This window comes from Amycolatopsis taiwanensis DSM 45107, from assembly GCF_000519205.1.
Lineage (GTDB): Bacteria > Actinomycetota > Actinomycetes > Mycobacteriales > Pseudonocardiaceae > Amycolatopsis_E > Amycolatopsis_E taiwanensis.
Genome location: NZ_JAFB01000035.1, coordinates 74,945 through 101,789 on the forward strand (window position 1 = coordinate 74,945; position 26,845 = coordinate 101,789).

Here is a 26,845-nt window from a genome sequence, read left to right on the forward strand (position 1 = left end):
CTTTGGTTACCTAACTCTACGGGGCCGCCCCTGGTTCCCCGACCACCCCAAATCAGACATGCCACGATGGTCAGATGGGATTGCCCGAGAACAGCGCGCCGACCGTGGCCGCGCTTGCCCGCGAAGTCGAGGAGTTCGTGGCCGCCGGAGGCTGGGACCAACCGCCCCAGCTGTTCGCGCTCGTGCCCACCGCGGCGCTGCTGCGCGAGCAGCCGGAACTCGCCGGTCAGCTGGACGCGGCAAGCGCGCTGACTCCGGTTGCCCAGGAGGCCTTGCCCGAGGGAGACCTGGCCGAGGCGCTGGGCCGGATCATGTGGCCGGAGGCGGTCGTCGGCTGCGCTCTCGCACAGGAAATCATCGTGCTGCCTCCGAGCGCAGAGGCGGCACTACCCACCGACGACGCCACCGACGCCGGCCGGCTTCGCCAGGCGGCCGCCGACCACCCGGACCGCACCGAAGCCCGTCTCGTCGCCGCGGTCGTGCGGGACGGCCCCGGGGCGTGTGTTCTGCGCCTCCGCGCCCATCAGCCCGGGTCTCAGGACTCGGACGCCGACCAGCCCGTCGACGAGATCGTCGAGCACCCCGACCTCGCCCCGAACCTCCTCGAGGCCCTCCGCACCACGCTCACCCCCGAGCCACCCGCTTAGTTGGAGGAAGGGGCGTTTGCTACGGATGGCTCGTTCCGTAGCAAACGCCCCTTCCTCCACAAAGACGTCTCAACAGGACGGCACGGGCTTCCCAGCCTTGAGGTCGCCGAGCGCGGTGAGTGCGCTGTCAAGGCTCGTCACCTTGATCAGCTTGAGCCCGTCCGGCACGGCCGAGGCGGCCTCCGCGCAGTTCTTTTCGGGGGTCAGGAACACCGTCGCACCGGCCTCGCGCGCCCCGACCACCTTGAACGAGATCCCGCCGATCGGGCCGACGTTGCCCTTCTCGTCGATCTCGCCGGTACCCGCGACGCGTTCACCAGCGACCAGGTCGCTCGGAGTGAGCCGATCCACCATGGCCAGCGCGAACATCAATCCCGCCGAGGGACCTCCGACGTCCTGCAGGGAAACCTTGACGTCGAACGGCACATCGGCGCGGTCGATCGGCTGCAGGCCCATGAAGCCCTGCTTGGTGTTGCCGTCGGGGTTGGTGGCGAGGGTGATCGGCACGGTGCGCGGCGGCTCGTTCCCGTGCTGGAAGGTCACCGAGACGGTCTGTCCAGGCAACGTATCGCTCAACGCGGCGCGAACGTCTTCTTCCTTGGTAACCGGCTTGCCGTTGACCGAAAGCAGCCGGTCGCCGGCCGCGAGCACATGGTCGGCAGGGGTGCCCGAGACCACCTCCTTGACCAGCACCTTGATGGGATAGCCCAGGTGCCGCAACGCCGCGACCTCGGCGTTGCTCTGCGAGTCCTCGAACTGCTGGACGTTCTGCTGTTGGACCTGCTCGTCGCTCTCGCCCGGCTTGAAGTACTCCTCCCGCGGCGCGAGGGCGAAGCGGCCGCTCGCCCACAACCCGAGCGCGCCGAACAGCGTGATCTTGTCGTTGAGCGACACCGTCGTCATCCGCAACTCGCCGCCCGTCGGGTAGGTCTCCCGCCCGTTGACCTGGATCACCGGGGCACCGCCGACGTCACCGAGCGTGTCGTAGGTCGGACCGGGACCGATCGCCACATAGGGCACCTGGACGAACGTGCCGGTCACGCCGAATACGACCACGAGAACCGCGCTCAACAGCATCGTCCAGCCTCGCCGGGTCAGCCGCTTGAGCCCGAAGTTCCCGGGTATCCGCTCAGCGGGCTTCGAAGCCGCGTCCCCGGACGGTTCGGAAGCGGCGCTTCGAGCTGTGGTTTCCTCGCGGGACTCGCTCACCTGAGACAGCGTACGGTGAGCGGTATAAGCTGCCGGTCACTAGCCCCGGCTGGCGCGGTGCCCACAGCTGTGGCCGCGTACGGTGGTGTTATGAGCAATCTCCCGTTCGGTTTCGGCCCATCCGATCCCGACAAACGCGGTGAAAACGAGCCGGAGGGCGGTGGCCCTGGTTCCGGTGCCGACGCGTTCAACCAGCTTGGCCAGATGCTCAGCCAACTGGGCCAGATGCTCAGCCAGGCCGGCAGCTCTAGCGGGCCGGTGAACTACGAGCTCGCCAAGCAGATCGCGCTGCAGAAGCTCAGCTCAGGCGGTGAAGGCAAGATCGGCTTCACCGGGAGCGGCGACTCCGGCGCTGCCGTCCGCGATGCCGCTCACCTGGCGGAACTGTGGCTCAACGCGGCGACGATCCTGCCCGCGGGTGCGAAGACCTCGGTCGCCTGGTCGGCACGCGACTGGGTGCAGGAGACCCTGCCCACCTGGCAACGGTTGTGTGATCCGGTTGCCCGGCAGATCTCGGGCGCCTGGGTGGAGGCGTTGCCGGCCGAAGCCAAACAGGCCGCGGGTCCCCTGCTGTCCATGGTGAGCCAGATGGGTGGCATGGCCTTCGGATCCCAGCTGGGCAACGCACTGGCGCAGCTGGCCTCGGACGTGCTCACGTCCACCGAAGTGGGCTTGCCGCTCGGGCCGGACGCCACCTCCGCTCTGCTTCCCGCGAACATCGAGAAGTTCACCGAGGGCCTGGAACTACCCAGCAGCGAAGTAATGGTGTTCCTCGCCGCCAGGGAAGCCGCTCACCAGCGGCTGTTCACCCACGTGCCGTGGCTTCGGCAGCGGCTGCTGGCGACCGTCGAGGAATTCGCGCACGGCATCAAGGTCGACACCTCGGCCCTTGAGCACCTGGCCGGCCAGATCGACCCGAGCAACCCGGCGAGCATTGAGGAGGCGATGTCCTCCGGCTTGCTGGAGCCCAAGACGACACCCGAGCAGGAAGCGGCGCTGACCCGATTGGAGACCCTGCTGGCCCTGGTGGAGGGCTGGGTGGACGTGGTGGTCGCCGATGCGGTCGGCAACCGTCTGCCTGGTGCGGACGCGCTCCGGGAAACGCTGCGCCGTCGGCGGGCAACGGGTGGACCGGCTGAACAGACCTTCGCCACCCTGGTCGGCCTGGAGCTTCGGCCACGCCGTATGCGTGCGGCATCAGCGCTGTGGAAGCTCGTCGGCGACCAGCACGGCATGGAGAAGCGGGACGGGCTTTGGTCGCACCCGGACCTGGTACCGACTGCGGAGGATCTCGACGATCCACTGGAGTTCAGCGAGCGGCTGGGAAACCGCGCCGAGTTGGACGACCTCGATCCGATGGCCGAACTGGAGCGAACCCGGCCGCCGGAAGACGAGTCCGACCCCGACGACCCGTCCTCTTGACGCCCACGCGGCTCCAGAAGCGATAGGAAGGGGTGTTTGCTACGGATAGCCCGTTGCAAACACCCCTTCCTCTTGTCGGCTGCCGATCAACCATCCGCGTCCAGTTCGCTGATCCCCCACCCCGCCGCGGCGGACAGGCCCTCGAGGTATCCGATCGCCCGTTCGGTCTTGGGGTAGCAGCGCACCAACTCCCAGAAGCGCGCGTTGTGCCCTGCTTCTCGAAGGTGGGCGAGTTCATGCACGAGCACGTAGTCCAGCACCCAGGCCGGCACGTCCCGTAATCGCTCACTCACCCGGATGGTCGCGTCCGAGGGAGTACACGAAGCCCACCGTGTCCGCATCGGGGGCACCCAGCGAACGCTCGCCGGGAAAACCGTCCGATCGAGGTAACGGGCCGAAAGTTGGGCACACCTGGCCATCAGTGCACTGTCGGAGTGGCGGGAAGGCGCAGCACGCTTGGTTTCGGTGCGCTGCAGCTTGCGCTCCATCTCCGCGACCCAGTGTTTTTCCTCGGCTCGGCTCATGCTGGCAGGAATGAGCACGACCAGGGTTTCGCCATCGCGGTACGCGGTGACGGTGCTCCGTCGCCGCGTGCTCCGCCGTACTTCAATCTTCCGGTGCGAGGTATCTACCTGCTCGATCTTGTCCCGGCTCCGCAGAGGGGGCACCCGTCCATTCGCCACTCGTCCACGGTAAAGCCAGGCACCGACAACTCGGGAGAGTTCGCACGCACAACGCCTGAGTTATCCACAGCTAATCTTCCATTGTGGATAACTCGGGCCTTCGTTTGCGGATTCTTCGCCACTATGCGTCACGATATTGTCATGACACACCTGCTGACCCACGGACATGAGATGTACCTTCCCGAACGGCCACGAGTGCGACCTGGGCTGGAGGTATTCGACCGCGCCCCGGGGGAGGTCCAGATCGGGCTCGACCCTCGGCACGCGATGGTCGCGAGCGGTCTGTCACCCGGAGTAGTCAAATCTCTGCATCGGCTGGACGGTAGCTTGCGCGTCGCGGAACTGCTTGCGCTCGCCGAGAGCGAACGCCGGGAGCAGCTGCGCGACCTGCTTACCGAACTGACCCGTCTCGGACTCGTCGTCGAAACCTGGACGAACCACAGCCGGGTGGCCGGCGAGGTGGGACTGTGGTCGCTCCGCGGTCGCCAGCGGCATCGCGAGACGTTCGAGCAGCGCGCACACAGCTCCGTAGCCGTGCACGGTAACGGCCGCCTGACCATCGCCATCGCGACGCTGCTGGCCGCCGCCGGCGTCGGGCGGATTCACGTCGACGCCGCCGGTACCGTCACCGAGCACGACACCGGTAGCGGCTATCTCGATTCCGACATCGGCAGTCTTCGACGATCGGCGGCGGTGGCGGCCATCAACCGGGTCAATCCCGCAACGAAGGCCCACCGGCCGAGCGCGGACCGACAGCCCGAACTGGTGGTGCTCGCCGACGCGATCGTGCCCGCTCCAGAGGTCGTCCGGCTGCTCATGCAGGAAGGGGTGCCGCACCTGCCAGTTCGTGTGCGTGACGGGCTGGGCATCGTCGGGCCGCTCGTTCATCCGGGCCGTAGCAGCTGCCTGGGCTGCGCGGATCTGCACCGGAAGGCGTTGGACTCGCGGTGGCCGAAGATCGCTGGGCAACTCGCCGGCCGCAGCCAGCAGGCCGACCTTGGCATCATCCAGGCGACGTCGGCCGTGGCCGTGGGCCAGATCCTTCGCGCGTTGTGCCCGGCAGACAATCCCCCGCCAGTCTGGAACACCACCATCGAAATCGACACCTATGAGGGCACGGTCGAGCACCGACCGTGGCCGCCGAACCCCGCATGCGGCTGCGGCGCCACACCAGGCCGGCTCTAGACGGCTATGTTCGATTGGTGGCTGCCAAGAGGATCAGGTTCAAGGCACAATCGCTGACGTGACTGACTTCCGTGACCGCATCGACGACCGCCCCGCCCCGGAGATCCCCCGTACGACCGCGGCGAGGACCGCCAAGCTGGTCAGCTTGCCGCTCGGGATCGCCGGGCGTGCCGTAGGCGGCTGGGGAAAACGGTTGGTCGGCCAGAGCGCCGACGAGGTCAACGCGACGTTGTCAGCCAAGGCTGCGGAGCAGTTGTTCGAGGTGCTCGGCACGCTGAAGGGGGGCGCCATGAAGTTCGGCCAAACCCTCAGCGTGTTCGAAGCGGCAGTGCCGGACGAGATGGCGGCCCCATACCGGGCGGCCCTGACCAAGCTGCAGGCCGCGGCCCCGCCCATGTCCACCCGACAGGCACAGCGTGTGCTCGCCCAACAGCTCGGCCGCTCGTGGCGCCAGCGATTCCGCGAGTTCGACGACACCCCGACCGCAGCGGCCAGCATCGGACAAGTACACCGCGCCGTGTGGCACGACGGACGCGATGTAGCCGTCAAGGTGCAGTACCCCGGGGCTGACGAGGCCGTACGCAGCGATCTTCGTCAGCTCCAGCGCTTCAGCAGGCTGTTCCAGGCACTGGTCCCGGGTACCGAGGTCAAACCCCTGCTTGCCGAACTGGCGGCGCGGATGGACGAGGAGCTCGACTACCGTGGGGAAGCCGACAGCCAACGGGCTTTCGCCAGCGCATTCGACGGCGATGAGCAGGTATTCGTCCCAAAGGTGGTCGCGAGCGCACCGAAGGTGCTCGTCACGGAGTGGATGACCGGCACTCCGCTGGCCAGGATCATCTCCGATGGTGATGCGGCCACCCGAAACGAGGTCGGCAGGCTGCTCGCGGAGTTCCACTATTCGTCTCCGGCGCGGGCCAAGCTCTTGCATTCCGACCCGCATCCGGGCAACTTCCTGCTCCTCGGCGACGGCAGGCTGGGTGTGGTCGACTTCGGGGCGGTCGCCCGACTGCCACACGGAATCCCGCGTCAACTCGGGGAAATGACACGGCTCGCGCTCGAGGGCCGTTCCAACGAGCTGATGAAGTTGTTGTGCGAAGCCGGTTTCATCCGCTCCGGCAACGATCTGCGGCCGGAGGACGTCCTGGCATATCTCGCTCCTTTCACCGAGCCTCTGGCGACCGAACGATTTCATTTCACACGCAGCTGGATGCAGCGCCAGGCGATGCGGGTCGGCGACGCCCGCGGTCAGGATTTTCGTACCGGCAGGTCGCTGAACCTGCCCCCGGAATACCTGTTGATCCATCGGGTGACCTCGGGATCGACCGGCATCCTGTGCCAGCTCGACGCGGAGATCCCCGCACGAGCCATTGTGCGCCGATGGCAACCGGGGTTCGCCGACTAAGCGCCATTCAGCCCCGAGTTACCCACAGGTGCCGCCGTTTTCGCATGAAATGACCATTCGCGCAGCCCAGTTATCCACATCTTGCTGCTGTTGGTCGCCTACGTGGAGCACGCCGGGCAGGCTGGACGCATGGTCCGTATCAAGCCCGCGGAGCTCGTGGCACTCCGCAACATCTCGACCGACGGCGTTACAACGAGCGCCAGACTCCGCCGCGAGGGAGCGTCCGCGAGCACTATCGCTGCCCGGTGCAGGCTGGATGGCCCATGGCGCCGACTGCTGCCGGGCATCATTCTGCTGAGCCAAGGAGAGCCGACCCGGCGCCAGCAAATCCGGGCCGCGGTCCTCCACACCGCTCCGGACTCCGTGGTGTCCGGTCTCGACGCCCTGCGAGCCCACGGTCTCCCGATAGCGCACAGTCGAGAGGTGCGGATGCTCGTGCCGCACACGCGCCGAATCCTTTCCCGGGAATTCGTCGCCGTCGAACGGACGTCGCGCGTTCCGCATTCAGTACGGCACGACGGAATTCCCTTCGCACCGCCGGCGCGCGCGGCGATTGACGCCGCACGGCAGGAGACGGATCCGGCCACGGTCGGCCGAATATTGTCGCTGACCATCTACCACGGTCTGTGCACCCAGAATGATCTCCAGACCGAGCTCGAAGCCGGTAACCAGCGCGGAACCGCCAGTGTACGCAAGATCCTGCGCCGTCTCGGCTCGATGAGCGACACCTACCTACACGGCGTCGCGCGTCGGTTCCTCGAGCATGTTCCACTCCCTCCCCCGACGTGGAACATGACGATCTGCGATCGCCATGCACGTCCCATCGGAGTTGTGGCCGCATGGTGGGACGAAGTCGGCCTTGGCTGGCAGTTCGGCACCCGGAACAACGGTAATCCGGCACCGAAGATGAATGATCTGGCCCTCACGGCCGCGGGTGTGGTCCTCGTGCGAACTTCGCGCGAACAGCTCTGTACGAACGATGCGGGCATTGCACGGGAGTTGACCAGCGCTTTCGCCAGTGCGGCAAGGCGCCGGCGTCCCAATGTCCTTGCTTACGGTGCGGCATCGGCGGCAGGCTCCCTTTTGCCGGCCAGGGACATGTCCGCAACTGTGGGCTCGAAGAATCTCACCATGGGAATCACGGTGTCCAGCACCAGCAAGAGTTAGTGGCCGACGAACGGCCGGCACGAGCTACCAGAACTCGTCAGGAAGCTTGGCTTCGATATCACGAACATGTTGTCTCGCGCACTTCGGGCACAACCAGAGCAGCGATCCATGCTCATGGTCAGTGGTCCAGGCCAGCGCGGCAACGGGGTCGCTGTCAGGGTCACGTACCGCTTGACAGCGAGAACAGGACTGCCTGTTCACCGGAGAACTCCCGAGTGGACTGTGTAAGCCCCCAGCAGATACAGGTCATCCCGACGGCCGACAAACTCGCTGTCATCCGGATCGAGCAGCCGGTCAGCGGTACGCCGGTCCTCGGCCGCGAGTCGCTCAGACGCCATCTCGACGAGCCACCTCAGCCGGTGCGTCACGTAGGCACGAAGCGCGTCCGAGGGCGGTGCGGGCAGGTCCAGAAGGACACTGAACGCGTTGACGTCGGCCAATCCAGCCCGCCCGAGCGCCACGTTCCAGCCGTAGGGCATTCGGACTGCTCCCGGCATCTCGGCCCGCATCTCACAGAACCACTCGCTGTGAGCGGTGAGCAGCCGACGTTCCAAACCGGGCTCTCCGACGCCGAGATCCCAAGGCAGGCATTGCGTTTCCAGCCCGCCCTCGGCGAGGGAGAGCATGCCGTCGGTAGCGAGCGCCCGGGCAAGGCCAGCGACGGCTGCCTGCTGGTCTGGCAGGTGATGCACCATCGACGCCGCCCAGATCAACTGCGCGGGCGGCAGGAGGTCGCGAAGGTCATCATGTGCGAGGTCCGCGACCACGGTCTCGATCTCGACCCGGCTCGTCTCGATAGCCCCTCGCGCCGCATCGGCGGCGACCGAAAGCAACTCCGGCACCGCATCGACCAGCAGCAGCTTTCCGCCTCCTCGCTCGGCGAGCACCGAGGCGAGCGCCGCACTCATGCCGCCTGTGCCAGACCCGACGTCGACTACGACAGCACCCTCTGGCAGATCGCTGGTCAAGCGCTTGGCGACGACGGCATACGTTGACGCATTCAACTCGTCGGCTCGACGCATTTGAGGAATCCGCTCGGCCCAGTCGATGCCGTCATGCGTGTGCGCCATACCCCCATCTAACACGACCACCCGCGCCCCGAACTGGAGGAAGGGGCGTTTGCTACGGATGATCCGTAGCAAACGCCCCTTCCTCCACTAATCACAAGGCCTCACGAGCGACGCCGGCCGGCGATGGCGAATGGTCTGTTCCACCGTCGGCCCTCGGCCCGGGCGCGTCTGGTCCGACGCGCCCGGGCCACGTCATGCAACTCCCGTATTCGGGCTCGGGCCAGTTCTTCATACATCAACATCTCACTGATCTCCTCGGTCACAACAGCTGCTGTGCTCGGTCGGACGAGCACGGCGTTCTTGGTCTCGATGTCCTTGGCGGCGGGCTCGGTGTTCATGCGGCCGCGCTCCGCTCACGTGCCACGCGTCGTCCGGCGGGCTTCTCCGCCCCGGGGTGCTCGACCACCGGGTTCTTGCGCGGACGTCCCCGAGGCCGCTTCCTGGCGACCACGACGCCACGCTCGAAGATCTCGCCGCCCCAGACTCCCCACGGCTCCCTGCGCGCGAGCGCTCCCATGAGGCAGGCTTCCCGCACCGGGCACTCCGCGCAGAACCGCTTGGCTTTCTCCAGATCGGCCGGTGACTCCGCAAACCACAGGTCTGCGTCCTTGGCCTGGCAGGGCAGGTCCAGGTCAGGTGAGGCCACGGCGTCGAACAGGTCTCCGACTCCGATCTCTGAGAGGCTGGCGAACTCGTCGGGTAACGCCCCCTCTGACGCGAAGGCGATTGCCGATGACATTCCCGTTCTCCTTTGTGTAGTAACGGTGTTTTCGGTTGTGGAGGGGTACTGCAAAAACACGAAGGCCGCGGATCCGATGAACGGTTCCGCGGCCTTCGTGAGCCTGTCTCCCTGTACGGGTGGGTCAGGGATTTCGCTCTCGTGGTGGTTGCGGAACACGGATCGGAGGCTGCTTGAGGAACGGCAGATCGACGTTCACCGGAATGTTGCGGAGGCCGAGCACGCGGGTCCGGTCGGCAAAGCGACCATGACGCGCGGTGACAGCGGCTCCCTCGGCCCGATACATGTCGGTGCCCCGGCACGCGGCCATAGCCGGCGAGGCGGCGCAGAACAGCGCGGTGCCAAGACTGTCGGTCGTCATGTAAACGCTCATGTCCCAGCACCTCCTTCGCTGTGTCCGGTGACGGACTGAATCTCGACGGGCGTCATTCACCCGGCCCCAGCAGGTTATTGCTCCCGCCCCGCGAGGGCAACTTATTTTCCACAAGACTTTCCGAAGCGGCAAAGATCGCCGCTGAGCAGCGGTTCTGCCGCGCGAACAGCCCCGCGCACGCGGCTAACCGCGCTCGCCTCGGACCACCGCCAGTACGTCGGAGCCGAACCGCTCGACCTTGGTCGGGCCGATGCCGGAAATCGAGATGAGTCCAACCGGATCGACCGGCCGCTGCTCGGCGATCGCGACGAGCGTGGCGTCGGTGAACACGACGAACGGGGGCACTCTGAGTTCCCTGGCCCGTCCGGTGCGCCACTCCTTGAGCCTCGCCAGCAGGTCCTCGTCCACATTGGATGGGCACCGGCCACACCGGGCCAACTTGATCTCCATGGTCTCCAGCAGCGGCCCGCCACAGACCCTGCAGCGCGGCTTTGCGGTACCGTCCCTCAGCTGCCGCGCGCGGCCAAGCCTGGCCGCCGAATGATGCTCGGGGAGCAAGCCGTGGAGGAAGCGGCTCCGCCTGCGGTGACGGCGCCCACCGGGATGACGCGACAGCGACCACGACAGCCAAAGGTGCTCACGCGCACGCGTGACACCGACATAGAAAAGCCGGCGCTCCTCCTCGACCGCGGCTTCGTCACCGTCCGCGTGCTGGATCGGCAGGATGCCTTCGGCGAGCCCGACCAGGAACACCGCGTCCCACTCCAACCCCTTCGCCGCATGGAGAGAGGCCAACGTGACGCCCTCGACCGTCGGCGGGTGCTGGGCCGCAGCCCGCTGCTCGAGTTCGGCCACATAACGCGACATGTCGGCGCCCTCGACGGTGGACGAGAGCTCCTCGGCTACCTCGACGAGCGCAAGCAGGGCGTCCCAGCGTTCCTTCGCCGCGCCGCCGGCCGGCGGCTGCTCGGTCAAGCCCACTTTGGCCAGCACCCGGCGCACCACCATGACCAGGTCTTCGTCAGTGGACCGTTCCACCGTTGCCGTACGTAGCGCGGCCATCGCCTGCCGAATCTCACGGCGCTCGAAGAAACGCTCCCCGCCCCGGACCAGGTACGGAACGCCCATCTCGGCCAGAGCTCGCTCGTAGGCCTCGGACTGGGCGTTGACGCGATAGAGGATCGCGATCTCGCTGGCGGCCACACCGGCATTCAGCAGGTACCGCACCCGGGCGGCCACGGCGGCGGCCTCGGACGGCTCGTCTTCGTACTCGGCGAACCGAGGATCCGGACCATCGGGACGCTGCCCGATCAGCCGAAGTCGTGAGCCCGCCGGGCGGTTCCGCGCGGCGGCGATCACGCTGTTGGCCAGGTCGACCACTTGAGGCGTCGATCGGTAGTCACGCTCCAACCGGACTACGGTCGCGTCGGGGAAACGCCGGGTGAACTCCAGCAACGGCCTCGGCGAAGCGCCGCCGAACGAGTAAATCGTCTGGTTCGCGTCGCCAACCACAGTCAGATCGTCACGCCCCCCGAGCCAGGCATCGAGCAGACGTTGCTGGAGGGGGGTGACGTCCTGGTACTCGTCGACCACGAAACAGCGGTACCGATCGCGAAACTCGCGGGCTACTTCGTCGTGCTCTTCCAAGGCGGCGGTGGTGTGCAGGAGGAGGTCGTCGAAGTCGAGTACCCGTGCGGAGTTCTTGATCTCCTCGTACGCGCGGTACACCTCGGCAACCTGCGCGGTGGGCGCTGGCGTGTCTCGCTGTACCCGGGCGGCCGCGATCGGATAGTCGTCCGGAGCGACGAGTGACGCCTTCGCCCACTCGATCTCGGTCGCCAGGTCGCGAAGGATCTCGGCATCCGCGCCGAGTCCAACGCGCTGGGCGGCCTGGCCGACGAACCGGAGCTTGCCGTCGAGCAGGTCCCACGGCCGGTCACCAACCACGCGCGGCCAGAAGTACCGCAACTGCCGCCGTGCCGCGGCATGGAAGGTCAGTGCCTGCGCGCCGTGGACGCCGAGCGCACGTAGCCGGGTCCTCATCTCTCCCGCGGCGCGGGCCGTGAACGTGACAGCGAGCACCTGACCTGCGGAGATGTGTCCGGACCCGATCAGATGGGCGATGCGATGGGTGATCGTCCGCGTTTTCCCCGTGCCGGCGCCGGCAAGCACGCAGACCGGGCCGCGCGGCGCGCTCGCCGCGGCTCGCTGTTCGGGGTCGAGAGCCTCCAGCACGCCTGACCCGGTGTTCGTCGGAGATGCACCCACCACGCTCGCATCCTCGCAGAGGGGGCCGACAGGCCCGAGGTTGCCCGGCCGCCCGTATCCTGGTGCATATGGCGGGAAAGCAGGACAAAGAAGCTGCCAAGCAGGCCAAGGCAGAGAAGCGCGCAGCGAGTAAGGCTCGTCGTTCCCAGATCTTCGAGGCGTTCAAGATGCAACGCCGCGAGGACAAGGCGCTGATCCCCTGGATGCTCGGATCCTTCCTGGTCGTCGCCGGTGTGGTGTTCGGGATCGGGTTCCTCCTCGGTTTGCAGTGGATCCTGCTTCCCCTCGGCATCATCCTGGGTGCGCTCCTCGCGATGGTCGTCTTCGGTCGGCGAGTAGAGCGGACTGTGTACGCGAAGGCCGAAGGTCAACCCGGGGCGGCGGGCTGGGCACTGGACAACATGCGTGGCCGCTGGCGCGTGACGCAAACCGTCGCGGCAACCACGCAACTCGACGCTGTGCACCGCGTCCTCGGCGCGCCCGGCGTTCTGCTGATCGGCGAGGGAGCGCCGCATCGGGTCAAGAGCCTGGTCGCCCAGGAGAAAAAGCGCGTCGCCCGGCTCGTCGGTGATACTCCGATCTATGACCTGGTGATCGGCAATGAGGAGGGCCAGGTCCCGCTGCGCCGCCTGCAGCGGCACGTGATGAAGCTGCCGCGCAATCTCAAGCCGGCCCAGATCGATGCCCTGGAAGCCAAGCTCGCGGCGCTTGGCAACCGGGGCGCCGCACTGCCCAAGGGCCCCATGCCGCCGGGCGCCAAGATGCGCAACGTGCAGCGCGCCATCCGCCGTCGGTAACCGCACGCCCGCCGTGGAGTAGGAAGGGGCGTTTGCTACGGAACATCCGTAGCAAACGCCCCTTCCTTCATTTGTGCCAGCGCCCGCGCCGTACCTGGAGCACGGAAATTGTCGGTGGGTAGCGACATGATGACCGTATGCCACGGCCATGCGCGCTGGATGACGCAGCGCTCCACGACCGCTTTCCCGGGGGAGTCGCCTCTCGGAAAGCGCTTGTCGAACTCGGGATGTCGCATTCGACCATCTCGGCTCGCTGCCGTCCCGGCAAGCCGTGGCAGCGCCCGATCCCGGGCGTCGTCGTGTTCAGCAACGGCACGTTGACCCGCCAGCAACTGAGACGCGCAGCGTTGGTTCACGCCGGCCCCGCCGCCATGGTGACCGGTATCGAAGCGGCCCGGATGCATGGAGTCAAACGACTGCCGGCCGAGGCGAAGGTTCACGTTCTCGTCCCACACGAGAGCGGCGTCTCGTCGTGGGGGTTCGCAACGGTGGAACGAACGGTGCACCTCCCTGAGCCGACGGAGATTGACGGCCTGCCCGTTGTTCCCCTCGCACGAGCCCTCTTCGACGCCGCGCGACACATGGATCGGCTGGATGAAGTGCGGGCCATGATCGCGGACGCCGTCCAGCGAAAGCTCTGCGACCCGCGCGACCTGAAGCAGGAGATCGAAAAGGGAACCACGATCGGGTCGGCCCTGCCGCGCCGGGTGGTACACGAGATGGATCGGGGAATCCGGTCTGCCACCGGGGCCTGGGCGCGAAACGTGGTGAAGCGCAGCAGGTTGCCGGAGCCGCAGTGGAACGTAAACCTTTTCACCTCCGATGACCGGCTACTCGGCCGTGTCGAGGCGTACTGGCGCGAGGCGAATATGGCCTTGGAGATCGACTCGCTGGAGTTCCAGCTCGGCTCCGCGGGGAACGCACGGGCCCGGACGCACAGAGCGTTGACCGGAGCGGGCGTGGTCGTGGTGCACGTTCTCCCATCGCATTTGCGCGATGAGCCGCTCACGGTAATCCAGCGTTTACGCGCAACGTATGAGAAGGCCGCGGGAAGGCCACCGCCGGACGTTCAAGTCCGGTCCGTCCGTCACGCTGCGTGATTAGCAAAGACCGCGGCTCACCGCATTCGCACGACAACGGTGACCGTCAACCGGTCGAGCCAACTCCGGCCGTCGACGTTACGAACGGCCGCGGGAATGATCAAAAAGGTCAGCGCGGCACGCACCAGCGCACGCCACACGCCGACCATCGTTGCGCCGTCGAGCCGGGCGACTCGGATACCCATCACCGCCATGCCAGGCGTGAAACTGAAGAAGGAAACGGGAACGATCGTGATCACGGCCCACACGCACACAGACCACAGGTTGTAGGACTGCATCAGCGCGGAATCCTGGAAATTGGGCCGGAAAAACAAGGAGGTCAACAACGAAGCCAGCACGAGATCGATGATCAGGGCCACGGCACGGGAACCCCCCGTGGCCACCGAGCCGATCCCGCTCTCGGGCAGGCCAAATCGTTCACCGCGCCAGCGCGGTAGCTCTGTGTCATCGGTTCCCGCCCCCTGCAGGGTGGAAAGCCAATCGCCAGTCCATCTCGCCACGTATCCAGGGTATGCCGGTATCGGAAGGGTCACTCTTCCAGGCCCACCAGCCGTTTAACGTCTGCGAAACATACAGGTGACGGTTGGGCAACACCGCGCGCTTAGCGTGAGCCGAAGAGAGTACAGCCCGGCGATTGTGATTACGAAGGAGTTACAGAGGGTGGCCACTACTCCAGATGATATTCAGCGTCTCATCGCGGACGAGGACGTGCAGTTCGTCGATGTCCAGTTCTGCGACATGCCGGGCGTCATGCAGCACTTCACTGTCCCCGCAAAGGCCTTCGACAGCGAGGCTTTCGAGGAGGGCCTCGCCTTCGACGGCTCCTCGGTCCGCGGGTTCCAGTCGATCCACGAGTCCGACATGCTCCTGCTGCCCGACCCGGACACCGCCCGGATCGACCCGTTCCGGAAGCAGAAGACGCTCGCCCTCAACTTCTTCGTGCACGATCCGTTCACTCGTGAGCCCTACAGCCGGGACCCCCGTAACATCGCGCGCAAGGCCGAGCAGTACATCGCCGAGTCGGGTGTTGCGGACACCGCGTACTTCGGCGCGGAAGCCGAGTTCTACATCTTCGACTCGATTCGCTTCAATTCAGCCGAGAACGGCACCTTCCACGAGATCGACTCGGTCGAGGGCTGGTGGAACACCGGCGCCGACGAAGAAGGCGGCAACCGCGGTTACAAGACCAAGTTCAAGGGCGGTTACTTCCCGGTCCCGCCGGTCGACCACTACGCGGACCTGCGCGACGAGATCTCGCAGGTCCTGCAGGGTTCCGGGTTCGTGCTCGAGCGGGCGCACCACGAGGTGGGCACCGCCGGCCAGTCCGAGATCAACTACAGGTTCAACACGCTCCTGCACGCCGCCGACGATCTGCAGCTGTTCAAGTACATCGTCAAGAACACCGTGTGGAACGCCGGCAAGACGGCCACCTTCATGCCCAAGCCGCTGTTCGGCGACAACGGCTCTGGTATGCACGCGCACCAATCGCTGTGGAAGGACGGCGTGCCGCTGTTCTACGACGAGTCCGGCTACGCCGGCTTGTCCGACACCGCGCGCCATTACATCGGCGGCATTCTCGCCCACGCTCCCAGCCTGCTGGCGTTCACCAACCCGACCGTGAACTCCTACCACCGGCTAGTGCCGGGCTTCGAGGCGCCGGTCAGCCTGGTGTACTCGCAGCGGAACCGTTCGGCCTGCGTGCGCATCCCCATCACCGGGACCAACGCCAAGGCAAAGCGGATCGAGTTCCGTTGCCCGGACTCGTCCGGCAACCCGTACCTGGCGTTCGCCGCGATGTTGATGGCCGGCCTGGACGGGATCAAGAACAAGATCGAGCCGGCCGACCCGATCGACAAGGACCTGTACGAACTTCCACCGGAGGAGGCCAAGGACGTCAAGCTGGTGCCGGCGGACCTGGGCGCCGTGCTGGACAACCTGGAGGCCGACCACGACTTCCTGACCGAAGGCGGTGTTTTCACCCCTGACGTGATCGAGACGTGGATCAACTTCAAGCGGGAAAACGAGATCGACCCCCTGCGTCTGCGGCCGCACCCATACGAGTTCGCCCTGTACTACGACGTGTGATCCTCCTGGTTGAGGCAGTGCGCTGACCTGCTGAAACGCTGGTCAGCGCACTCCTCCAGGCCGTATTCAGGCCGTCAGAGTGCAAAAATCATGACCCGTCAGCACCGCGCTGGCGGGCCACGCCGCATTTCGGACACAACACCCCGAGCCCACCAGTTCCTGGCTTGACCAGCAGAAACAGTTGCAAGGCCCGGCCCACCCGGCCGTCGAATTCTGACTCCGCAAGGTGACCGAGGGCTGTCGTCCGCGTATCTGGCCCAGGTGGTCCCACAAGTGGGGACAATAGGGTGAACTCCGCAGACGAACATCACTGAGGACACGACACGTCGGGATCAGTCCGCGTACACGTCCGGGAAGCCGAATATGGCGACCAGCGCGGGATCGTGAAACTTGATCACGCGGGAGACGCCGGCGGCGGTGGGGGCCAGCACCACGGCGCCGTCGGCTCGGAGCGCGCCGTCCGCGTCTCGGTGGTACACGACGGCGGCGGGCTGGCCGTTGGCCGTGGTGGCGATCATCCGCCAGTCGCCCGGCGTGCCCAGCACGTACGCGTCGAGCACATGGATGCACATCGCCCGGCCCGACTGCCAGTCGCGGAATGGCGTCGCCTCCAGCGTCGCGTCCGTGCGCAGCACCTGTTCCAGCAGGCCGGCATCGGAGCGCTCGAAGGCCGCGATGTAGCCATCCAGCAGCGCGCGTGCCCGCTGGTCGGTCGGTTCAAGCAGTTCCGCGGGCCCCGGCTCAAGCTCGTCCAGTCGGGCACGGGCGCGCTGCAGACCGCTCTTGACCGCTGCGGTGGTGGTGTCGAGGATTTCCGCCGTTTCGGCCGCGGAGAACGCCAGCACTTCGCGCAGGATGAGGATCGCGCGCTGGCGGGCGGGCAGGTGCTGCAGGCTGGCGATGAGCGCCAGCCGCACCGACTCGCGCGCGACGACCACCGCGGCCGGGTCGTCGGCGGGCGGGGCGGTCCACGCGTCCGGCAGCGGTTCCAGCCACGAGACCTCGCCCGGCGCAACAGGACTCGGCGGGCGATCGGGTTCGTCGCACGGGCCGGCCAGTCCCGACGGCAGGGCCCGGATCGTGCGCGGCTCCAATGCCCTCAGGCAGACGTTGGTGGCGATCTTGTAGAGCCAGGACCGGATCGACGCTCGGCCCTCGAATCCGGCGTAGGACCGCCACGCCCGCAGATAGGTCTCCTGCACCAGGTCCTCGGCGTCGAACGCCGAGCCGACCATGCGGTAGCAGTGCGCCAACAACTCCCGCCGGAACCGCTCGGTCTCGGCGGTGAACCGGTCTTGATTCGGTGTCGCCCGCAAATGCGATGTCACGCCGCGAACCTAGTACCGCGACCCGTCTGGGCGTGGTCCACGCTCCACGATCAGACCTCGTCGAGCTGCAGGATCATGCCGCGGAAGGTCCCGTAGCGGGTCAGGTTCGCCGTGGCATCCTCGGCGGTGCGCTGGCCGATCTCGGAGCCAAGCGCAGCTTCCAGCGCAGGCATGTCGTCCCAGTCCAGCATCACGACCATGTAGCACGGCTCGCCGATCACGGCTGCCGGCTTATAACTGCGCGTGTAACGGCGCAGGCCCGGATACTGTTTCGCCAACGGGATGTGGACATCGTTGTAATGACGTTCGAACGCGTCGATGTCGGAGGGGGTGTCGTACATCACGATGAGTCGCGCCATCTGCTTGGCGGCCGGGTCCGCGGTTGCGGTCATCTGTGTCAACTCCTGCCATGGGAACTTCCGGTGTGCGGCGCCACCGGCTCGGTACTAGTTAGGGGTTTCTCAGGGCAGCAGGGCTAGTTTGCCGACGGTGGCCCTGGTTTCCAGTTCCGCGAGCGCTTTTGGGCCGTCGGCCAAGTCGTAGGCGGTGGGTCGGCCGGGGGTCAACACGCCGGCGGCGATGAGCGCGGATAGCTCGCCCATGACCTCGCCGAAGATCTGCGGTGCGGCCTGGATCAGCACGCCGATGTTGAGGCCGATGATGTGGACTTGGTGCTTGTACACCAGTTCCCAGTTGGTGATCGGGGCTTCGCCACCCGCCACGCCGTAGACGATGACCCGGCCGGTGACCTGTTTGGCCGCGGCCAGGCTGGCCTCGAAGGTGGTGCCGCCTGCCGACTCCAGCACCACATCGGCACCGGCACCGCTGGTCAGCCGCAGCACATCGCCGGCGATGTCGCCGCCGATGGAGTCCAGGACGTGGTCGGCGCCCAGCGCGAGCACTGTCTCGTGCTTGCCCGGCGAGGCGGTGGCGATGACCGTTGCGCCGTAATGCTTGGCCATCGTGACCGCGGCCTGGCCGGTCGCGCCCGCCGCGGCATGGACCAGCACGGTCTGCCCTGCGGTGACGACGCCCAGAGGCTTGAGTGCGGCCAGCGCGGTGGGCCAGTTCACGACCAGGCCCAGTGCCTGCTGCTCCGTCCAGCCGGGGGGCACCGGCACCGCCGCGGCCGCCGACAGCACCATGTACTCGGCGAAAGCGCCGTTTCCGACGCCGACGACGCGGGCCCCCGGCTGCGGGCCGGTTACCGCCTCGCCCACAGCCACGACCTCACCGGCGGCCTCGAAACCCGCCAGGTACGGTGGCCGCGGGCCGTCCAGGAACGTGCCGTGGGCCTTCGAGATGTCGGCGAAGTTGACGCCGGCAGCGGCGACCCGGATCAGGACCTCCCCGCGGCCAGGGACCGGTACCGGCGCATCGTTGATCAGGCGCATGTCCTGCGGGCCGTTGCGGGAAGTCTGCTGCAGCGCGCACATGCTCGCGGGAACACTCATTGGCGATCAGCCTTTCTTTCTCGGCGTATCTGAGAGAGACCGGCCCATCGCGTGGCCGCGCTCCCACCAGGTAGATCCGGGCCACCGCAAAAAGGAATCGGCTGCCCCGAATCGTCCGCGGGATGGCGACAGCGAGTGTGGTCTGGTGACTTGGTGCGGTGCCGCTTTGATCCCGTCAAGCGTCACCCTCCGTGTCCGCCGACGGTCGCCAGCCCGGGCCGTCTACAGGCCGTCATACGTCGAAGAATGACCACCAACAACGACCGGCGACAACCACAAACCACCAGGTCAAGACAAGTGTCGACCGCAGAGGCGCAGGTCAGCGCCACGTTTGTGCAGTTCTACGACGTGTGAGCCACATACCTCAACCCGTGCGCTGACTGCCGAAACGTCGCTCAGCGCACGGGTTGAGGCGGCTTCCAGGGCGTCATCGCGCGAATTTCATGGCCCGCCAGCCCTGTGCTGGCGGGCCATCGCGCATGTAGGCCGGCGCACGCCAAGCCCGCTGCGACCCCAGCGGGCTTCCCCTCACGTGAGGTCGCCAGTCTTCTCCGGGCGTGACCCCGACTTCAGGTTCACGGTCTGCACGTGCAGGATCTCGTTGGCTCGCCTGGAGAAGTCCAGCAGCGTCTCCAACTGGTCATCGGAGTAGTCCTCGATGAGCGCCAGGAAGGCTTCGCCGAATTCGCCGAGCATGAGCTCGACCTTGCGGTAGGTGCCGTCACGGACGAGTTCCACGATTGCGCGCCGACGATCGGTTCGATCGGGACGGCGTCGCACAAACCCGGCGCGCTCCATCCGGTCAAGGACCGCGGTGATCGCGCCGCCCCGGGTAAGTCCGACGCGCTCAGCGAGTTGCCCGGCGGACATCGGGCCTTCCTTGTCGAGCACCCCGAGGCAGCTCACGTCGGTGATGTTGAGGCCGGCACGGGCGGCCACGGCGGCGTGGAACAGCACTGCGCGGGTGGCGCCGGTGCGTTCCTCGCCGTAAAGGTCCGAAACCAATCGCGCACGCTCGTCCCGATCCCTTGACATCGTTGACCACCACACCCAAACTATCTCCAATCTAGAGAGGCTCTAAATTAGAGATACTCGCTGTTCGTGTTACTTGGCCAGCCTACCGGCTGCAATTGGGGAGACGATGCCAGCACAGACGATCCCGCGGACCTCGGCCGAGCGCCCCAACCTCGCCCTCGCCGTCGTGCTGGTCGCGGTGTTCATGGACATGGTGGACTCCACGATCGTCAACGTCGCGCTCCCGCAGGTGCAACGCAGCCTCGACGCCGGCGACGCCGAAGCGCAGTGGATCCTCGCCGGCTACTCCCTGACCTTCGCCCTGGCGCTGATCACCGGCGGGCGAATCGGCGACATCTTCGGCCGGAAGCGGGTCTTCCTGACCGGGGTCGCCGGATTCACGATCGCCTCCACGCTCTGCGGCGCTGCGATCAACCCGGAGATACTCATCGGTGCCAGGTTCGCCCAGGGCATCTCGGCCGCGCTGATGGTGCCGCAGGTCATGTCAATCATCATGATCATGTTTGGGCAGCGCGAGCGATACAAGGCCCTCGCCGTCTATGGGGCTGTGCTGAGCCTGGGCAACGTGAGCGGGCCGCTGCTCGGCGGACTGCTCACCGAGTACAACGTGTTCGGCCTGCACTGGCGGGCGATTTTCTACGTGAACGTGCCGATCGGCGTGCTCACTTTCACCGGGGCCGCGCTGTTCATGCCCGAGTCCAGGTCCGATCGGCCACTGCGCGTCGACCTCGTGGGCATCGGGCTGATCAGTCTGGTGTCGTTCGCGCTGATGTACCCGCTCATCCAGGGGCGCGAGGCCGGCTGGCCGGTCTGGATGATCATTATGCTGGTCGCGGCTATCCCGTTGCTCGTGCTGTTCCACTACTCGCAGCGGTATCGAGACCGGCGCGACGGCTCAGCACTCGTCCCACCCGAGTTGCTGCGCCACCGATCGTTCGTCATCGGCCTGGTCATACTGCTCATCCTGTACACCGGGCTCGCTTCGCTGTTCCTAGTGCTCAGCTACGACTTCCAACAAGGTATGGGCTGGTCACCGATCAAGACCGCACTCAGCTGGCTCGGCTGGCCCATCGGCATCACCGCCACCTCAGGCTTCGCGCAGCGCTTCGGTGCCACCCACGGGCGCCGCCTGATCCAGATCGGCCTGGTCACGATGTCCGCGGGCATCCTCCTGCTCATCGGGCTCATGACCGGCTACGGCCCCGCCGTGGCCTGGTGGCAGGTGGCGACGCCGACCCTGGTGATGGGCCTTGGCATGGGTCTGTGCGTGTCGATCCTGACCAACGTGGTGCTGGCCGACGTGCCGGAACACAGCGCGGGCGCCGGTTCTGGTGTCACCAACGCGATCCTCCAACTCGGCGCGGCAACGGGCATCGCCGTCGTCGGCCTGATCTTCTTCGGCCTGGCCTCCGCCGGCCCGGCCACCGCCGAAAACCTGACTTCCGCCGCGTCGACCACATTGTGGTACCACGCCGCGGCCTTCATCGTGTCGGCGGCGCTTGCTCCACTACTCCGCCCGGCACGCCGGCCGGCTCCGGTACCGGCCCCATGACCGTTCAGAACTACCAGGTCAACGGCCGCGCAAGTGGGCAAGACGGTGCGGCTTGCGCAGTGGTCCGGCCGTCATCGGGGCTCAACCGGAAGCCGCGCGGCCGATGCCTTGCAGCAATCGGCCCACGGCGAACCGGCTAGTGGGTGGGGATGCTGATGCCGATCATGCGTGCCCCGGTCTCGGTGCGCGGACGGTGCGTGCTTCCGGGTGCGAAAGGCCAATCCCTCACCTCGGACCCTCGCCCGCCGATTCGCCGACCAGCTCGGCGCCAGCCCCGGCCGATGGCTGCTCCAGCAGCGTGTCCTGGCGGCTCGCGCCCTTCTGGAAGAGACCGAACTCTCGGTGGAGACGATCGCCATCAGGGTCGGCCTGTCCTCCGCGGCCAACCTCCGCCGACGCTTCCATGCCATGGTGCACACGACGCCGGCCGCCTACCGGCGCTCCTTCGGGCGTTCCACCGGTGGCACAAAATCGACGAGTTGAGGCGAGTGCGTCTATGCCCCTCGCTCCTCAAAAGGTGGCCGACTTCAACGCACTGGTCCGGCACGGGCGACTTCCGTGGGGGCGCGCCCAACACCGCTAGTCGGACGTCGTCAGAACCTTCAGGTCGAAGCCGGCCCGTTCAAGGCGGCCGCGCGGATCGTCGACCAGCTTGCGCCTCTCCAGGTCCATGAGACCGAGCGTGCAGGTGATCTCGGCAGCAAGCGTGCCGTCGAGTTTGCAGATCTGGTGCGTGGCATGAAAGACCTTGCCATCCCCAAATTCGAACTCCGCAGTGACCTCCACCACATCGCCGCCCCGGATCTCCCGCCGGTAAACGATGTGCGATTCGAGCAGAACCCCCGACAGGTTCTCGGTCCGCAGGTTGTCCCGGCCGCCCGATGCCTGTTCCATCGCTTCGATTCGGGCGACTTCTCCGTACGAGTGGTACACGGCATGGTTGAGATGCCCCAGCGTGTCCAGCTCGTAATGCCGGACCTTGACCTGAATGCGGAACGGTTCGCGCTCACTCACGCCCTCACTCTAAAGACCCACATCCGCCCGCTACGCAACGAGCCATGTGGAGGAAGGGGCGTTTGCTACGGATGATCGGTAGCAAACGCCCCTTCCTCCACGTACAGCGTCCACAACACGCGGCATCGGAGTCAGTCGTAGAAGATGCGCTCGACGACGGCGTGGGCGCGACGGGTTGTCCGGCGATAGGCGTCGACGAACTCCCCGGGGTCGTCGCCCGGTTCGTAGCCGAGCACTCGCGCGACGGCCGCGAGGTCTCGTCCCGTACTCGGCACCTGGTCGGCGGCCTTGCCGCGGACGAGCATGGTCGCGTTGCGCACCCGAGTGGCGAGCAACCAGGCTTCCGTAAGTGCCGCCGCATCGGTGGCGTCAACGATCCCCACTTCGGCGAGCGCTGCCAGCGCTCCCGGAGTCGAAGTCGTCTGTAGGACGGGGAGCTTGTATGCATGGTTCAGTTGAAGCAGTTGCACCATCCACTCCACATCGGCCAGGCCGCCACGACCAAGCTTCGTGTGCAGTGTCGGGTCAGCGCCCTTCGGCATCCGTTCGGACTGCACTCGGGCCTTCATCCGGCGTACCTGTCGAGCCCGCCCGGTGTCCAAGCCACCTTCCGGATACCGGATCGGGTCGATGACCGCGTTGAACCGCTGGCCCAGCTCCGCATCACCAGCCACGAAGCGGGCACGGAGTAGCGCTTGTGCTTCCCAGACCTCGCCCCAGCGCGCGTAGTAAGCGCGGTACGAGTCGAGAGTGCGTACCAAAGGGCCGCCGCGCCCTTCCGGACGGAGATCGGCGTCAACCTGTAGCGGTGGATCAGCACTGGGTGCGCCAAGTAGTTGGCGAACAGTCTCGGCGACGCCAGAGGCGAACCTGACAGCTTCCCCGTCCGTGACTCCTTCAGCCGGCTCGCACACGAACAGGACATCGGCATCAGAGCCGTATCCGAGTTCGGAACCACCCAGCCTGCCCATTCCGATCACCGCGATCCTTGCTGGTGCGCCGCCGATTTCGGCCTGTCGCCGGTTCAACACGACCGAAAGCGTGCCCTGCAGCACCGCTGCCCACGCACTCGACAACGCTCGGCAAACGGCTTGCACGTCCATCAGCCCCAGCAGATCCGCCGCGGCAACACGCAACATTTCATGCCGGCGCAGGGAGCGAGCCGTGGTAACCGCCGACTGGAGTCCCGGCTGGCGGCGAACAGCGGCTTGTAAGGACCTCGAGACTTCAGCGGGATCGCGACCCGCCAAACGCGCCGGGTCGCCGAGAAGCTGAAGGACTTCCGGGGCCCGTACGAGCAGATCGGGGACAAGCTTGGAGGTACCGAGCAGGAACGCAAGGCGTTCCACGACAGCGCCCTCATCCCGCAGCACTCGCAGGTACCAGGGGGTGTCCTCGAGCGCTTCCGAAACCTTGCGATACGAAAGCAAGCCGCCGTCCGGATCCGGCGTGTCCGCGAACAGGTCGAGCAAAACAGGAAGCAATGCATGTTGAATCGACGCCCGACGCGAAACCCCTGCGGTAAGCGCACGAATGTGTTGCAAGGCACCGTCTGGTGCGGCATAGCCGAGCGCTGCCAAGCGGTTGGATGCCTGCTTGGTGGTCAAGCGAAGCGCGTCAGTCGGCACGCTCGCCACGGCCTGCAACAGCGGCCGGTAAAACAACTTCTCGTGCAATCTGCGAATACGCTGAGCATGTCGACGGAACTCGACGACGAGAACATCACCTTCGCCGCGGTCGCCCTCAGGTTTCACGCCTATCGCCCGCGCCAGCACGCGCAGTTCTGCCTTTTGTGACGTCTCGGGGAAGAGATGGGTCCGCCTCAGCCGTCTCAATTGCAGGCGATGCTCCACCGTTCGCAGGAACTTGTAGGACGTCTCGAGCTCCGCCGCGTCCGCGCGACCGACGTAGCCGCCTGCGCCTAACGCCGCCAGGCCGTCCACGGTCGAGGGAGACCGCAGCTCCGAGTCTCCCCGGCCGTGGACCAGCTGCAACAACTGAACCGCGAACTCGACATCTCTGAGCCCACCCCGGCCTAGCTTGAGTTCGCGATCGGTCAACTCGAGCGGGACGTGCCCCTCTACCCGACGGCGCATCTGCTGCACGTCCGCTACGAAGTTTTCGCGCTCCGCGGCCGACCAGACGAGGGAATCGATCATTTCGACGTACTGCGCCCCGAGTTCGGCGTCTCCGGCCACCGGGCGAGCCTTCATGAGGGCTTGGAACTCCCAAGTCCGAGCCCACTTCCGGTAATAGGCGGCGTGCCCCTCCAACGTGCGTACCAGCGCTCCCGCCCTGCCTTCGGGTCGTAGCGCAGCGTCCACCTCGAAACAGGAATTACCCACGACCGTCATCGTGGTTCGGGCTAGTTTCGTCGCCAGTTCAAGGTCGCCATCTCCCACAAAGACCACGTCCACGTCGCTGACGTAATTCAGCTCGCGGCCACCGCATTTGCCCATGGCGATCACAGCCAGGCGTGTCCGCTCCTGGAAACCCGCCACGCCACACTGCGACAACGCAACTTCCAAACCCGCATTGAGCGCCGCTTCGGCGAGCGCGGTGAGTTGACCCGTGACCTCGACATAAGAAGGCGCATTGAGCTCTGGCTCCACGGTGTGACCGAGGTCGCCAGCGGCGATCTCGAGCAGCAGACCGCGATACGCAGTTCGAAGAGCCTGCTCGGCGTCGTTGCGTGTACGCGTCGTGCCGTCCGCGCTGTTCGCGTTCACGCTGGCCAGAAGCTTGTCACGGTAGGAAGTGAAGTCCGTACCCTCTTCCCTGCTCAGCCGTCGCCACTCGCCTGGATTCCCGACGAGGAAGTCAGCGAGGGCGGTCGAGATGCCGAGCACGCCCAGGAGCCGGCCGCGTACCACCGCACTCTCTCGCAGCGTCTTTACGAGTTCCGGCCAGCCTGCTTGATCAACCTCGCGAAGGCGGTCCAAGCCGCGAAGGGCGAGATCGGGGTCGGCCACGCGGGAGAGTGAGACCAGAATGTTGACGATTGAGTCGTCGGGTCCCCGGTCGCTCCACCAGCCGGCGGCACGCAACTGCTCCTCGGCCCGGCTGTCGGTGAAGCCGTACCGTGCGGGGGAACCCGCTCCTCGCGTGCGCTCTGCCATCAGCATCCACCGTAACCTTCCTCAGGCCCACGACCACTCCTGCGTTTCGGCAGCAAGGGACGTTTGCTGCGGATCTTCCGTAGCAAACGCCCCTTCCTCCATAACGGCGGGGCTAGGTTAGAGGGAGGGGGTGGGCCGCTGGGGTGACGAGACCGGTGCAGAGCTGAACGAAACGGGTGGCGAATGGGCGCCAGGTCTCGGCCAGGTCGGCATGGACCGCAGCGAGGGTCTCGGTGGTGAAGGCGTCTTCACGCGCGGTGGCGGCCATGGCTGGCGCGTCGCGTGCCCATGACTGGACAACTTCCGTGGTCGTCTCGATATGGAACTGGATACCGTACGCAGTGCGGTTCAGGCGGAACGCCTGGTTCGGGTAGCGAGGAGCGGAAGCCAGTAGTACTGCGCCTCGGGGAAGGGTTGTTATGACGTCCTCGTGGAATTGCATGACGTCGGGCATGAGGGGGAGATCGGCGAACAGCGGATCGGTCCAGGCGGCGTCTCGTTTCGACACCAGGCCGGCACCGACTTCCGCGCCGTGTTCACCGGGTTCGACTCGGCCACCAGCCGCGACAGCGAGAAGCTGAGCACCTAGGCAAATGCCCAAAGTGGGCAGTCCGGTACTTACCGCCTTCGCGAGCAGGTCCCGGACCTTGGGTAACCAAGGGTGACCTGCATCGTCTTGGGCGCTCATCCCGCCGCCCAGGCAGACGAGTCCTTGAAACCCATCCGCGGTGTTTGGCACGGTGTCGGCAGGAGGTGCCAGAACATCCAGTTCGGCACCCGCATTGGTGAGCCAGTCGCCAAGCGGGCCGACCGGATCGGATTCATCGGGTTGGATGATCAAGAGACGTGGCGCGCTCACCGGATCAGGATACGGGCATGAAAAAGCCCTGAGGCCCTGGGAAACCGGTTGGGGTTCTCCAGGGCCTCAGGGTTTGAGGTTTGTGTTCGGCGGTGTCCTACTCTCCCACACTCTTTCGGGTGCAGTACCATCGGCGCTGGTGGGCTTAGCTTCCGGGTTCGGGATGGGTCCGGGCGTTTCCCTCACCGCTGTCACCACCGAAACTCTGTGAAACAACACACAGTAGTTTGGTTGATCGTGTGTGGTGTTTCAGAGTTGTAGAGTGGATGCGTGAGCATGTTTGTGGGTAAGTCCTCGGCCTGTTAGTACCAGTCAACTCGTGAACACATTGCTG

Annotated in this window: 24 protein-coding genes and 1 rRNA gene; 10 read left to right on the plus strand and 15 right to left on the minus strand. The window is 66.2% G+C overall.

What is annotated here, in order from left to right; genetic code table 11:
• Positions 1–74 precede the first annotated feature (74 nt).
• A complete protein-coding gene (locus A3CU_RS0126200; protein WP_027944805.1) occupies positions 75–647 on the plus strand; it encodes a PPA1309 family protein in 573 nt (190 codons plus the stop codon).
• 69 nt (positions 648–716) lie between these two features.
• Here A3CU_RS0126200 and A3CU_RS0126205 read toward each other — a convergent pair whose 3' ends face one another.
• Complete coding sequence (locus tag A3CU_RS0126205) at positions 717–1,724, minus strand: YlbL family protein (protein ID WP_211246517.1); 1,008 nt, start codon at positions 1,722–1,724, stop codon at positions 717–719.
• Between the two features lie 222 nt (positions 1,725–1,946).
• Here A3CU_RS0126205 and A3CU_RS0126210 point away from each other — a divergent pair, with 222 nt between their 5' ends.
• Entirely contained in the window at positions 1,947–3,278 is a 1,332-nt protein-coding gene (locus A3CU_RS0126210; RefSeq protein ID WP_027944807.1) for a zinc-dependent metalloprotease, read from the plus strand.
• 86 nt (positions 3,279–3,364) lie between these two features.
• On the opposite strand, the gene A3CU_RS0126215 is transcribed toward A3CU_RS0126210, so the two are convergent.
• A complete protein-coding gene (locus A3CU_RS0126215; protein WP_027944808.1) occupies positions 3,365–3,937 on the minus strand; it encodes a M48 metallopeptidase family protein in 573 nt (190 codons plus the stop codon).
• A gap of 165 nt (positions 3,938–4,102) precedes the next feature.
• Between A3CU_RS0126215 and A3CU_RS0126220 the strand changes: the two genes are divergently transcribed.
• The 3 genes from A3CU_RS0126220 (at position 4,103) to A3CU_RS46675 (ending at position 7,718) form a co-directional block, all read left to right on the plus strand.
• On the plus strand, positions 4,103–5,146 hold the full coding sequence (locus A3CU_RS0126220) for a TOMM precursor leader peptide-binding protein (protein ID WP_043842575.1): 1,044 nt from the start codon (positions 4,103–4,105) through the stop codon (positions 5,144–5,146).
• Positions 5,147–5,204: 58 nt separating this feature from the next.
• Entirely contained in the window at positions 5,205–6,551 is a 1,347-nt protein-coding gene (locus A3CU_RS0126225; RefSeq protein WP_027944810.1) for an ABC1 kinase family protein, read from the plus strand.
• A gap of 429 nt (positions 6,552–6,980) precedes the next feature.
• Positions 6,981–7,718 (plus strand): hypothetical protein, encoded by a 738-nt coding sequence (locus A3CU_RS46675; RefSeq protein WP_245617347.1) that lies wholly within the window; start codon positions 6,981–6,983, stop codon positions 7,716–7,718.
• A gap of 197 nt (positions 7,719–7,915) precedes the next feature.
• On the opposite strand, the gene A3CU_RS0126235 is transcribed toward A3CU_RS46675, so the two are convergent.
• The 4 genes from A3CU_RS0126235 to A3CU_RS0126255 all read right to left on the minus strand — a co-directional run bounded on the left by A3CU_RS0126235 (position 7,916) and on the right by A3CU_RS0126255 (position 12,171).
• Positions 7,916–8,788, minus strand: coding sequence for a class I SAM-dependent methyltransferase (locus A3CU_RS0126235; RefSeq protein WP_027944811.1), 873 nt, complete (start codon positions 8,786–8,788; stop codon positions 7,916–7,918).
• 334 nt (positions 8,789–9,122) lie between these two features.
• Positions 9,123–9,527 (minus strand): WhiB family transcriptional regulator, encoded by a 405-nt coding sequence (locus A3CU_RS0126245; RefSeq protein WP_027944813.1) that lies wholly within the window; start codon positions 9,525–9,527, stop codon positions 9,123–9,125.
• 124 nt (positions 9,528–9,651) lie between these two features.
• Positions 9,652–9,900: a hypothetical protein gene (locus A3CU_RS0126250; protein ID WP_027944814.1), complete on the minus strand. Its 249-nt coding sequence runs from the start codon at positions 9,898–9,900 to the stop codon at positions 9,652–9,654.
• Between the two features lie 183 nt (positions 9,901–10,083).
• Positions 10,084–12,171 carry an ATP-dependent DNA helicase UvrD2 gene (locus A3CU_RS0126255; RefSeq protein WP_027944815.1) on the minus strand — a complete coding sequence of 696 codons (2,088 nt, stop codon included), beginning with the start codon at positions 12,169–12,171 and terminating at the stop codon, positions 10,084–10,086.
• 65 nt (positions 12,172–12,236) lie between these two features.
• Between A3CU_RS0126255 and A3CU_RS0126260 the strand changes: the two genes are divergently transcribed.
• On the plus strand, positions 12,237–12,965 hold the full coding sequence (locus A3CU_RS0126260; RefSeq protein WP_027944816.1) for a DUF4191 domain-containing protein: 729 nt from the start codon (positions 12,237–12,239) through the stop codon (positions 12,963–12,965).
• A gap of 227 nt (positions 12,966–13,192) precedes the next feature.
• Positions 13,193–14,065, plus strand: a complete 873-nt coding sequence (locus A3CU_RS0126265; RefSeq protein WP_245617344.1) for a hypothetical protein — start codon at positions 13,193–13,195, stop codon at positions 14,063–14,065.
• Between the two features lie 17 nt (positions 14,066–14,082).
• On the opposite strand, the gene A3CU_RS0126270 is transcribed toward A3CU_RS0126265, so the two are convergent.
• Complete coding sequence (locus tag A3CU_RS0126270) at positions 14,083–14,565, minus strand: RDD family protein (RefSeq protein ID WP_084143777.1); 483 nt, start codon at positions 14,563–14,565, stop codon at positions 14,083–14,085.
• A gap of 160 nt (positions 14,566–14,725) precedes the next feature.
• Between A3CU_RS0126270 and glnA the strand changes: the two genes are divergently transcribed.
• Positions 14,726–16,150 carry a type I glutamate--ammonia ligase gene (gene glnA, locus A3CU_RS0126275; protein ID WP_027944819.1) on the plus strand — a complete coding sequence of 475 codons (1,425 nt, stop codon included), beginning with the start codon at positions 14,726–14,728 and terminating at the stop codon, positions 16,148–16,150.
• Between the two features lie 332 nt (positions 16,151–16,482).
• Here glnA and A3CU_RS0126280 read toward each other — a convergent pair whose 3' ends face one another.
• The 4 genes from A3CU_RS0126280 to A3CU_RS0126295 all read right to left on the minus strand — a co-directional run bounded on the left by A3CU_RS0126280 (position 16,483) and on the right by A3CU_RS0126295 (position 19,967).
• Complete coding sequence (locus tag A3CU_RS0126280; protein ID WP_027944820.1) at positions 16,483–17,478, minus strand: RNA polymerase subunit sigma-70; 996 nt, start codon at positions 17,476–17,478, stop codon at positions 16,483–16,485.
• A 50-nt stretch (positions 17,479–17,528) separates the two neighbouring features.
• Complete coding sequence (locus A3CU_RS0126285) at positions 17,529–17,870, minus strand: EthD family reductase (protein ID WP_211246515.1); 342 nt, start codon at positions 17,868–17,870, stop codon at positions 17,529–17,531.
• 69 nt (positions 17,871–17,939) lie between these two features.
• Complete coding sequence (locus A3CU_RS0126290) at positions 17,940–18,932, minus strand: zinc-binding dehydrogenase (RefSeq protein WP_027944822.1); 993 nt, start codon at positions 18,930–18,932, stop codon at positions 17,940–17,942.
• Positions 18,933–19,460: 528 nt separating this feature from the next.
• The gene (locus A3CU_RS0126295) at positions 19,461–19,967 is read right to left on the minus strand and encodes a MarR family winged helix-turn-helix transcriptional regulator (protein ID WP_027944823.1); all 507 of its coding nucleotides are present in this window, start codon (positions 19,965–19,967) and stop codon (positions 19,461–19,463) included.
• Positions 19,968–20,073: 106 nt separating this feature from the next.
• On the opposite strand from A3CU_RS0126295, the gene A3CU_RS46680 reads away from it, so the two are divergent.
• Both A3CU_RS46680 and A3CU_RS0126305 read left to right on the plus strand, forming a co-directional pair.
• A complete protein-coding gene (locus A3CU_RS46680) occupies positions 20,074–21,519 on the plus strand; it encodes an MFS transporter (protein ID WP_052372191.1) in 1,446 nt (481 codons plus the stop codon).
• A 207-nt stretch (positions 21,520–21,726) separates the two neighbouring features.
• Positions 21,727–22,002, plus strand: coding sequence for a helix-turn-helix domain-containing protein (locus tag A3CU_RS0126305; protein ID WP_027944824.1), 276 nt, complete (start codon positions 21,727–21,729; stop codon positions 22,000–22,002).
• Positions 22,003–22,098: 96 nt separating this feature from the next.
• On the opposite strand, the gene A3CU_RS0126310 is transcribed toward A3CU_RS0126305, so the two are convergent.
• The 4 genes from A3CU_RS0126310 to rrf form a co-directional block, all read right to left on the minus strand.
• A complete protein-coding gene (locus tag A3CU_RS0126310) occupies positions 22,099–22,533 on the minus strand; it encodes an acyl-CoA thioesterase (RefSeq protein ID WP_027944825.1) in 435 nt (144 codons plus the stop codon).
• A 131-nt stretch (positions 22,534–22,664) separates the two neighbouring features.
• A complete protein-coding gene (locus tag A3CU_RS0126315; RefSeq protein ID WP_027944826.1) occupies positions 22,665–25,652 on the minus strand; it encodes a bifunctional [glutamine synthetase] adenylyltransferase/[glutamine synthetase]-adenylyl-L-tyrosine phosphorylase in 2,988 nt (995 codons plus the stop codon).
• 112 nt (positions 25,653–25,764) lie between these two features.
• The gene (locus tag A3CU_RS0126320) at positions 25,765–26,511 is read right to left on the minus strand and encodes a type 1 glutamine amidotransferase (RefSeq protein WP_027944827.1); all 747 of its coding nucleotides are present in this window, start codon (positions 26,509–26,511) and stop codon (positions 25,765–25,767) included.
• 84 nt (positions 26,512–26,595) lie between these two features.
• A 5S ribosomal RNA gene (rrf, locus tag A3CU_RS0126325) occupies positions 26,596–26,713 on the minus strand.
• Positions 26,714–26,845: the final 132 nt, after the last annotated feature.

What these genes read in the sequence shown, in the direction of transcription:
- A3CU_RS0126220 (WP_043842575.1), top strand. Translation starts at nt 4,103, where the DNA reads ATGACACACCTGCTGACCCACGGACATGAGATGTACCTTCCCGAACGG.
- A3CU_RS0126245 (WP_027944813.1), bottom strand. Translation starts at nt 9,527, where the DNA reads ATGTCATCGGCAATCGCCTTCGCGTCAGAGGGGGCGTTACCCGACGAG.
- A3CU_RS46680 (WP_052372191.1), top strand. Translation starts at nt 20,074, where the DNA reads ATGCCAGCACAGACGATCCCGCGGACCTCGGCCGAGCGCCCCAACCTC.
- A3CU_RS0126235 (WP_027944811.1), bottom strand. Translation starts at nt 8,788, where the DNA reads ATGGCGCACACGCATGACGGCATCGACTGGGCCGAGCGGATTCCTCAA.
- A3CU_RS0126315 (WP_027944826.1), bottom strand. Translation starts at nt 25,652, where the DNA reads ATGGCAGAGCGCACGCGAGGAGCGGGTTCCCCCGCACGGTACGGCTTC.
- A3CU_RS0126265 (WP_245617344.1), top strand. Translation starts at nt 13,193, where the DNA reads ATGTCGCATTCGACCATCTCGGCTCGCTGCCGTCCCGGCAAGCCGTGG.
- A3CU_RS46675 (WP_245617347.1), top strand. Translation starts at nt 6,981, where the DNA reads ATGCTCGTGCCGCACACGCGCCGAATCCTTTCCCGGGAATTCGTCGCC.
- A3CU_RS0126200 (WP_027944805.1), top strand. Translation starts at nt 75, where the DNA reads ATGGGATTGCCCGAGAACAGCGCGCCGACCGTGGCCGCGCTTGCCCGC.
- A3CU_RS0126205 (WP_211246517.1), bottom strand. Translation starts at nt 1,724, where the DNA reads ATGCTGTTGAGCGCGGTTCTCGTGGTCGTATTCGGCGTGACCGGCACG.
- A3CU_RS0126210 (WP_027944807.1), top strand. Translation starts at nt 1,947, where the DNA reads ATGAGCAATCTCCCGTTCGGTTTCGGCCCATCCGATCCCGACAAACGC.
- A3CU_RS0126290 (WP_027944822.1), bottom strand. Translation starts at nt 18,932, where the DNA reads ATGAGTGTTCCCGCGAGCATGTGCGCGCTGCAGCAGACTTCCCGCAAC.
- A3CU_RS0126295 (WP_027944823.1), bottom strand. Translation starts at nt 19,967, where the DNA reads ATGTCAAGGGATCGGGACGAGCGTGCGCGATTGGTTTCGGACCTTTAC.
- A3CU_RS0126260 (WP_027944816.1), top strand. Translation starts at nt 12,237, where the DNA reads ATGGCGGGAAAGCAGGACAAAGAAGCTGCCAAGCAGGCCAAGGCAGAG.
- A3CU_RS0126285 (WP_211246515.1), bottom strand. Translation starts at nt 17,870, where the DNA reads ATGACCGCAACCGCGGACCCGGCCGCCAAGCAGATGGCGCGACTCATC.
- A3CU_RS0126250 (WP_027944814.1), bottom strand. Translation starts at nt 9,900, where the DNA reads ATGAGCGTTTACATGACGACCGACAGTCTTGGCACCGCGCTGTTCTGC.